The organism is Bellilinea sp., from assembly GCF_034432615.1.
Taxonomy (GTDB): Bacteria; Chloroflexota; Anaerolineae; order Anaerolineales; family Anaerolineaceae; genus Bellilinea.
The window spans coordinates 1-8,190 of record NZ_DAOUBL010000205.1 but is presented as its reverse complement, the minus strand read 5'-3'; the positions used below and the strand labels follow the sequence as shown (position 1 = coordinate 8,190).

At 62.8% G+C, this 8,190-nt stretch carries 8 protein-coding genes; 5 read left to right on the top strand and 3 right to left on the bottom strand.

Going from position 1 to position 8,190, the window contains the following annotated elements; translation table 11 throughout:
* The 3 genes from VAE48_RS09315 to VAE48_RS09305 all read right to left on the bottom strand — a co-directional run.
* The coding region (locus tag VAE48_RS09315) for a Tad domain-containing protein (protein WP_322793053.1) at positions 1-1,247 on the bottom strand (1,247 nt) is incomplete at its 3' end.
* Positions 1,189-2,052, bottom strand: a complete 864-nt coding sequence (locus tag VAE48_RS09310) for a TadE family protein (RefSeq protein WP_322793052.1) — start codon at positions 2,050-2,052, stop codon at positions 1,189-1,191. The genes VAE48_RS09315 and VAE48_RS09310, both read right to left, overlap by 59 nt.
* Positions 2,053-2,065: 13 nt before the next feature.
* Complete coding sequence (locus tag VAE48_RS09305; protein ID WP_322793051.1) at positions 2,066-2,326, bottom strand: hypothetical protein; 261 nt, start codon at positions 2,324-2,326, stop codon at positions 2,066-2,068.
* 126 nt (positions 2,327-2,452) lie between these two features.
* Between VAE48_RS09305 and VAE48_RS09300 the strand changes: the two genes are divergently transcribed.
* The 5 genes from VAE48_RS09300 to VAE48_RS09280 form a co-directional block, all read left to right on the top strand.
* Positions 2,453-2,764, top strand: a complete 312-nt coding sequence (locus tag VAE48_RS09300; protein ID WP_322793050.1) for a hypothetical protein — start codon at positions 2,453-2,455, stop codon at positions 2,762-2,764.
* Between the two features lie 126 nt (positions 2,765-2,890).
* Positions 2,891-4,432: a hypothetical protein gene (locus tag VAE48_RS09295; protein ID WP_322793049.1), complete on the top strand. Its 1,542-nt coding sequence runs from the start codon at positions 2,891-2,893 to the stop codon at positions 4,430-4,432.
* Positions 4,433-4,461: 29 nt separating this feature from the next.
* Positions 4,462-5,892 carry a hypothetical protein gene (locus tag VAE48_RS09290; RefSeq protein WP_322793048.1) on the top strand — a complete coding sequence of 477 codons (1,431 nt, stop codon included), beginning with the start codon at positions 4,462-4,464 and terminating at the stop codon, positions 5,890-5,892.
* Positions 5,889-7,817, top strand: a complete 1,929-nt coding sequence (locus tag VAE48_RS09285; RefSeq protein ID WP_322793047.1) for a hypothetical protein — start codon at positions 5,889-5,891, stop codon at positions 7,815-7,817. Before VAE48_RS09290 ends, VAE48_RS09285 begins: the two co-directional genes overlap by 4 nt.
* Before the next feature lie 2 nt (positions 7,818-7,819).
* Positions 7,820-8,190, top strand: a 371-nt coding sequence (locus tag VAE48_RS09280; RefSeq protein ID WP_322793046.1) for a GH25 family lysozyme, incomplete at its 3' end; no start/stop codon positions are given.

Genomic DNA, 8,190 nt, shown 5'->3' with positions numbered 1-8,190 from the left:
AGCGGCGAGAGCGACGGACGGATGGCGCGCCCCTGACTGTACTGCACCGGGTACTTGGCAAGGTAAGCCAGCGCGGCGTTGTGATCGGCCATGGTAAACACGCCGTCGCCGTCCCAGTCGTAGGCATCCAGCAGAGCGTCATCATCGCAGGGCACGCCGCCCCAGCCGTAAGGGTCGGGGCCGCCCTCGGCCACCGACCACCAGCGGTCGGCCATGCGCGGGTCGGTCATGTTGGGGCAGGTGTAGCCCACAATGGTTGGGTTATCGGTGTCGGACCCGTCGCCGTCGCGGTCTTCGGGGTTGACCGGGTTGACGGCGCGGTAATCCACCCACTGCTTCCAGATGCGGCGGACGGGCGGGTCGTCATGCACTTTGATACTGTTCCACAGGTAATTGCGGGCAGCTTCCAGATTATCGGTGAGGGCTACCGTCTGACCTCGCATGTTGGGGATGGGATGCAGCTCGGCACGCGAGTCGTAGGTGATGATTGCCACCTGATCGAAGCCCTGATACATGCGCGAGATGAGTGCATCGGCGGCGTTCTTGGCGTGCCACATCGGCAGGCAGGCGCCGGCCGGCGGCGGGGCGGCACGGTTGGCCGGCGGCGTGCGGGTGAACGGGTTGCAGGTGGAATCCGGGTCATAATCGTCGGGGATGAAGCCGGCTGTATCGCTGGCCATGGATTCGGAAATATCCAGCACGATCACCAGATCCACCGCCGCCGCTTCGGCAATGGCGTTGGTGGTCAGGTTGACCGGCCCAAACCCCATCAGGCCGAGGAAATACAGCGGGGCACGCTGGGTAGCTTCCACCCACACCAGCTTGCGGGGTGATTGCCCGGCAGAAGTATCCGGGCAGCGGGCATAAAACTCAGCCGGCAGGTTGCCATCGCGGTTCGAATCGCCGTCCGCATCGCAGATGAAGACCTGCAGGTTGAGCTGCGACATATCCACATTGTGCAAAATCAACACCTCTTCGGTGGCAGCCGTCATGCTCGCCAGATTTTCACCGCGTTTGAAGGTGTTGGCAGCCGCCACCGCCCCGGCATCCACAGCGCGCTTGAGATGACCGTAGGTAACATACAGCGAACCGGCATCAATCGCCAGCCCGATAAAGAAGAGCAGCACCAGAAAGGCCACCGCAAAGATGACCAGAATCTGTCCTTGCGAAGCCGATGGTCGGCCAGACTCAGGGCTTGGGAGTGGGCGTGGGCTGCGCCGCGGGGAGGGACATGAGGGTGTAGGCATGGATTCTGAGCGGATTTGGAATAAATTGGGTGAAAAGCGGGAGGTTGAGTACTTGTTCATAGCAGTAGTAGAACTCGACGGCTACAAAACCTTTGCTGGCCGGCCCAAGCGTATCATTGAGGGCATTGATGACCCGGTCACGGGTGTAATAAGGCTGGCTGCGGACAACGTTTCCGCGGCAATCGGTGCGCCAGTTGCCGTTGTGATTGGTGTCCTCATCGTGATCGGAAAGCGCCCAGTAGCCGGTATTCGGCCAGACATCATCGCGCGGCCAGACATGCGTGACCGTGCGGTTGGAAACGGTGTACACCGAGATGACCACATCATCGGTGGCCGGGTTGAAGGTGACATACGGATTCAAGCCATTGCAGAAGGGGTCATTTGTCCGGCAGGTGTCACTGCCGGCCGGCGGCGAGAAGATGCAGGCGGTGGTGTAGTAAAAGTGGAAGTAATTGGGATCGCTGCAGGTCATGCAGCGTTCGTTGATGTTGTAATAATCCACCCCCACCGGACGGGCCGGGTTTTGCGGGCCATTGCAGTTTTGACCGGATGGCCAGACGGAAGGCGGGGAATACTGGAAGGGATCGCGTACCGAGGCAAAACGGGCTGCCTCGCGGGTCAGGTCAAGAATGTCCAGATAACGGCCAATGAAAATGGCCACTTCCACCAGACCCAGCAGCATGATCAGCAAGACCGGCAGCACCAGCGCCAATTCAACGAAGGATTGAGCGCGCCCATCCCGCCAGACAGGATGACGGCGGAAGCGCCGGAACGGCTTTTGGATGGTTTGCAAGATTTGGAACATACGCCACCTGTGCTCAGCAGCAGAAAGAAACGATTTCTGCTGTTTTTACAATAAGACAACGCGGTATAAAAGTCAATAGTTTTTGGTTTGTTTTTGGTGTTTTGTCATTCACCATACACCTTTTTGTAACCATTTTTAGACAATTCAGCCAACGCACACAACTTCTGACCGCCTTTTGAGTATAGCGCAGGCTGAGCCAAAAATCCGGCTCTGAAAGGCAACTGTAAAGCGGTTGTAACCTGTTTGTAAAGCCAGTGTCATCAAAATCGGACATTTCCCTCTGCACAAAGGTGCAGATTCAATGCCAGAATTTGCACTTTTTGACAGATTGACGGCCGTCCTTTCCTGCTCTAAACTGTTCACGGAATAGAACAATCATTCTATATTTACGGGAGGGAAGATGAGCCGAACCGTCAGTCCATCCAAACGGCCGCGCAACGGCGGCAAACTGAGCGAGGAAATTCGCATGATGCGCCTGCTGATTCGGCGCGCCCAATCCCTGGCCGATGACGGCATTTCACTGGGTGAACTGCTTTCGGTGCTGCACACGGTTTCGCGCGCCTGTGCCAGTCTGGCGACCCTGCTGAAAACCGAGCAGTCGCTCAGCGAGCAGGAATCCAGCGGCGATCTGGTGCGGGCCGCACTGGAGGAAATCCGCACCGAAATGGAAGCCAACGGCATCCATTCGCTGCTCAGTGAAGGGCAGGATTGATTCTCTCCCGGCCGGGCGGGCTGAGTTGCGGACGATATTGACCGCCGGACGGCATCCCCTCACGGAGCGGCGCCTGCCGCCGGCCCCCTTCTCGGCCCGCCCCATCCCTGTTTTCAAAGGAGGTGTATGAATTCCAACAAAAACGATGCTCTGGTCATCACCCTGCGCGAAGCCCTGCAAGACCCGCTGCTGTATGCGCGCGCCTTCGGCAAAATCCGTCTGCGCTCCTATCAGAGCGCGGTCATCCGCGCCATTGCCCGCTCGGTGCTGTACCGGCAGGGGTTGACCTTTGTGGTCATGTTCCCGCGCCAGTCGGGCAAAAACGAGGTTCAGGCGCAGCTGGAGGCTTACCTGCTGACCTGTTTGCAGGACTGCGAAGCCGAAATGGTCAAAATCTCCCCCACCTGGAAGCCGCAGTCCCTGAACGCCATGCGCCGACTGCAGCGCGTACTGGAACGCAACAGCCTGCTGCGCGGGCGCTGGGTCAAGGAAAACGGCTACATCTACCGGGTTGGCAAGGCGCGCATGTTCTTTCTGAGCGGCGAACCGCACAGCAACATCGTTGGCGCAACCGCCAGCGCATTGCTGGAAGTGGACGAAGCCCAGGATGTTGAAATCGAAAAATACGACAAAGAAATTGCTCCCATGGCAGCCTCCACCAATGCCACCCGCGTATTCTGGGGCACGGCGTGGACCAGTCAGACCCTGCTGGCGCGCGAACTGCGCCTGGCACGCCTCGCTCAGCAGCAGGACGGCGTGCAGCGCTTATTCATTGCCGGCGCCGATCAGGTGGCTGCCGAAGTACCCGCCTACGCCCGATTCGTTGCCGAACAGGTGGCGCGGCTGGGCCGGCAGCACCCGTTCGTGCGCAGCCAGTATTACAGCGAGGAAATTGACGGGCAGGGCGGGCTGTTCTCACCCCAGCGCCGGGCGCGCATGGCGGGCAACCACCCCCTGCTGAATCAGCCGCAAGCCGGGCAGACTTACGCCTTTTTGCTGGATGTGGCCGGCATGGAGGAAAACCCCGCTTCGGCGGTTGTAATGAGCGAAGGACTGCCCAACTCCTCGCGGGATGCCACCGCCCTGACGATTGTTGCCGTGGACGGCAGCACCTGCGCCGACCCCATTCTGCGCGCACCGACCTACCGCTGTGTGCAGCGCCGCCTGTGGGTGGGCGTGCGTCACAGCGACCTGTATGCCGAGCTGCGCGCGCTGGTCGAAACCTGGCGTCCTTTCCGGCTGGTGGTGGACGCTACCGGCGTAGGCGCCGGGCTGGCGGACTTCCTCAGCCGCGCCCTGCCCGGACGGGTGATGCCCTTCACCTTTACGGCAGCCAGCAAGAGCAAACTGGGCTGGGATTTTCTGGCGCTGGTGGAAAGCGGACGCTGGAAGGAAGCCGCCGATGCCGCCGATGACGAACTGGGTCGGTTGTTTGCCCGCCAGCTGGAATTGTGCCAGTACGAAATTCTGCCCGGACCCGAAAAGCGAATGCGCTGGGGCGTGCCGGACGGCAGCCGCGACCCGCTCACCGGCCAGCCGGCGCATGACGACCTGCTCATCTCCGCCGCCTTGTGCGCCGTGCTGGATGATCAACCCCTGCCGTCCGGCGGAGAAACGCTGATCGTGCCGGGGCGCGACCCGCTGGGCGATTTGGACCGCGGTTTTTGAAAAAAATCCATGCTTCGAACGAGGTGAACATGAAAGAAACCCTGTGGCAAGGACTGAAACGCCGCCTGCTGGCGGATGAGGTGCGCCGTCAGGTACGGGCAGCCCTGCAAGCCGAAACCGACCAGACCTTCACGCTGGGTACCCACGCGGCAGCCGCCGCCGTCCACGAACGGCCGTTTTCCGAACGGCGCGAAGCGCTGCGGCAGGCACTGGAAGCCTGGCGGGTCAACCCGCTGGCGCGGCGCATTGTCGAACTGACCACCCAGTATGTGGTGGGCGGCGGAATCACCTTTACCTGCGAGCACCCGGCCACCAGCCGCTTTTTACGCGAATTGTGGCAGCACCCGCTCAACCAGATGAGCCTGCGCCTGCCCGAATGGTGCGATGAACTGACCCGCAGCGGCAATCTCTTCATCCTGATTTCGACCGACCCGGGCGGGATGAGTTACTTCCGCGCCGTGCCGGCCGCTCAGATTGACGAAATCCGCACGCGCCCCAACGATGTGGATCAACCACTGGAGTACCTGCCCGCCCCCGCCCTGGACGGGCGCGAGTCACCCGCCTGGCAGGCCTACCATCCGCTGGAAGACTGCCCCCAAGCGGACGGCAGTTTTCGGCCCGTGATGCGCCATTACGCCATCAACCGCCCGGTCGGCTGCGTGTGGGGCGAATCCGACCTGCTGCCGGTGCTGCGCTGGCTGAGCCGCTACGCCAACTGGCTGGAAGACCGCGCCCGCCTCAACCGCTACCGCACGGCTTTCCTTTATATAGTCCGTTCACGCTTCACCAGCGAGGGTGAACGGCTGGCGCGCCAGCAGCGGCTGAATGCTCAACCACCCGCCCCCGGTTCGATTCTGGTTGCCGACGAAAACGAAAGCTGGGAGGTGATTCAACCCCATCTGGAAGCGGATGACGCCAACACCGACGGCCTGGCCATCAAGAAAATGATTGCCGCCGGCACGGGTCTGCCGCTGCACTTCCTTGCCGAGCCGGAATCCAGCACGCGCACCACCGCCGAAGCCGCCGGCGGCCCCACCTACCGCCGCTTTGAACAGCGTCAGGCGTTCTTCCTCCAGGTGGTAGGCGATCTGCTGGGGATTGCGGTGCTCCGCCGCGCGCTGGCGCAGGGCAGCCGCCCCGGCGGCGGGCGGGTCAACCCGCACGCCCGCATCCGGGTGCACGGCGGCGACCTTTCGGCGCGCGACAATGTGGCGCTGGGGCTGGCCGGCAACCACATCCTGGCGGTCGTGACTCAACTGCGCGACCGCGGACTGATTGACGACCCCGAATTGCTGCGCGTGGCGTACCGTTTCATCGGCGAAACGGCGCAGGTCGAAGAACTGCTGCAGCGCGGCAGAGCTGCCCCGCCCAGCGGGGTTGCGCCGCGCGGAGCAGGCGGTTTTCCGCCGGGCAAGGTGGATTTGCTCAGCGGCGAAGCCAAACAGGAGGTGCTGACATGAACATCCCAACCGTCACAAGCATTGCCGAATCGGGGCCGGTAGATTGCGCCGCCCGCGTTCAACTGAACGCCGAAGCGCTGGGCGAATTTGAAATCCTGGCGATCAGCGCCGGAGAAGGTAACGGCTGGGTGTTCGGCGCCGAGGTACTGCGTCAGTCGCTGCCTTTGTGGGACGGGCGCGAGTGTTACCTCGACCATCATCCCGCCCAGCCCAGCCTGCGCGATCTGGCGGGCGTGGTGTATGACCCGCAGTGGGACGAACAGCGCCAGGGCATCCGCCTGCGGCTCAAACCGCTGGGGCCGGCCGCCGGGCTGCTGCGCGCCCTGGGCAGCGCCATGCTGCAAGCAACCGTCCGGCCGCAGGTGGGCTTTTCGGCAGATTTGCTGTTCACCGCCCGCGGCCGCGAGGTGGAGCGCATCCTGCGCGTCCTGTCGGTGGACTGTGTCATCCAACCGGCGCGCGGCGGGGCATTTCTGCGCGCTCTCAATCAACAATTTCAACCCTTCCTTTTCAACCCTTTTTCACAAAATGGAGGAAACCTGATGAACGAACAATCCCTTACCCCATCTTCAGCCGCCGGCGAAAGCGCACCAGCCCCGGCCGCGAGCAAGACGGATGTGCTGGAAGGCGAATTGTGCCGCCTGCTGCTGGAACAATCGCTGGCGGCGGCGCACCTGCCCGCGCCGGCTGCCGAAAGCATCCGCCGCCAGTTCAGCGGGCGGGTGTTTGAAGCCGCCGACCTGCAGCGCGCCATCGAGGACACCCGCCGGATGGTGCATCAGCTGACCGCCGGACAGTGGGTGCAGGGTCCGCCGCGCATCGAAGCCGTGCACTCGCCGGAGGACGAGTTGAACGCCGCCGTGCATGACCTGCTGGGCATCCCCAAACCCAAAGAATTGGCCGGCCTGCAAGCCGCCCGGCTGAGCGGCATCCGCGAGCTGTACACCCTGCTGACCGGTGACTATGACTTCTACGGCGGTTACTACCCGGAACGCGTGCGCCTGGCGACCACGGCAACCCTGCCGGGTTTGCTGAAAGACGCCCTCAACAAACTGGTGCTGAGCGGCTGGGAAGAACTGGGGCGCAGCGGTTACCGCTGGTGGGAGCCGATTGTCAGCGTTGAGCACTTTTCCAGCCTGCACCCGATTACCGGCGTGCTGGTGGGCGAGGTGAGCGTACTGCCCGGCGTTGCCGAAGGAGCCGCCTACAACGAACTGGCGATCCGCGATTCGGCCGAAGTGGGCGAGTGGGGCAAATACGGCGGTTATGTGGCGCTCACCCTGGAGATGTTCGAGCGCGACGAAACCCACAAATTGCGCCAGTACCCGCGCAAACTGGCCTCAGCCGCCCTGCGGCGCATCTCGGCGCTGGTGGGCAGCGTCTTCACCGCCAATAACGGGGTCGGCCCGCAAATGGCGGATGGCAGCGCGGTGTTTCATGCCGCCAATCACCGCAATTTAGGCACCGCTGCCCTTTCCAGCGAAGCGTGGGAAGCCGCCAGCAAAGCCATTTACGAACAGCCCATGCTGGTGGCCGAAGGCGGCAGCGCTCCCAAACTGGCGCTGGATGCGCGTTACCTGATTGTGCCGCGCGCCCTGCGCCTGACCGCCATGCGCATCCTCTACCCATCCTTTGAGCGCGAAGCCAACATCTTTTCGGAAAATCTTCAGCGCGGCGAAATGGGGGATGTGATCACCTGTCCGGAATTCAACGACCCGAACGACTGGGCCGCCGCTGCCGACCCGCGCCTCGCCCCCGCCATCATCCTCGGCGAACGCTTCGGCCTGCTGCCGGAAATCTTCATCGCCGACCGCGAAACCAGCGGGGCGTTGTTCACCCATGACGAAATCCGCATGAAGGTGCGCCACTGGGTGAGCGTGTTCGTCGCCGATTACCGCCCGCTTTACAAAGCCAACGTGGCCTGACCATGAACGAGCCGATGGCTGAACCCCGACCCCTCACGCCGCCGGATGAACGCGCCCTCGGTGTGGATGTCTCCCACTGGAACGACTTTGTGGACTTTGGGACGCTGAGCGCTGCAGGTGTGGCTTTTGCGGTGGTCAAGATCAGCCAGGGCAGCCAGTTGCGCGACGGGCGGCGCAGCCAGCACCTCAACGCCGCCCGCCGCGCTGGCCTGCTGACCGGCGGTTACCACTGGTGTGACCCAACCAACGACCCCGCCCGGCAGGTGGAAAACTTCCTGCGCGCCTGTGATGACCTGCCGCTGGACTTCTGCGCGGTGGATGTTGAGCAGCACTGGCGGGATTGGGATGAGTGGGCCAGCCGCAAAAGATCGGA

Excerpts from the sequence above, each read along its gene's own strand:
- VAE48_RS09310 (WP_322793052.1), bottom strand. The coding sequence starts at position 2,052 with ATGTTCCAAATCTTGCAAACCATCCAAAAGCCGTTCCGGCGCTTCCGC.
- VAE48_RS09305 (WP_322793051.1), bottom strand. The coding sequence starts at position 2,326 with ATGTCCGATTTTGATGACACTGGCTTTACAAACAGGTTACAACCGCTT.
- VAE48_RS09300 (WP_322793050.1), top strand. The coding sequence starts at position 2,453 with ATGAGCCGAACCGTCAGTCCATCCAAACGGCCGCGCAACGGCGGCAAA.
- VAE48_RS09295 (WP_322793049.1), top strand. The coding sequence starts at position 2,891 with ATGAATTCCAACAAAAACGATGCTCTGGTCATCACCCTGCGCGAAGCC.
- VAE48_RS09290 (WP_322793048.1), top strand. The coding sequence starts at position 4,462 with ATGAAAGAAACCCTGTGGCAAGGACTGAAACGCCGCCTGCTGGCGGAT.
- VAE48_RS09285 (WP_322793047.1), top strand. The coding sequence starts at position 5,889 with ATGAACATCCCAACCGTCACAAGCATTGCCGAATCGGGGCCGGTAGAT.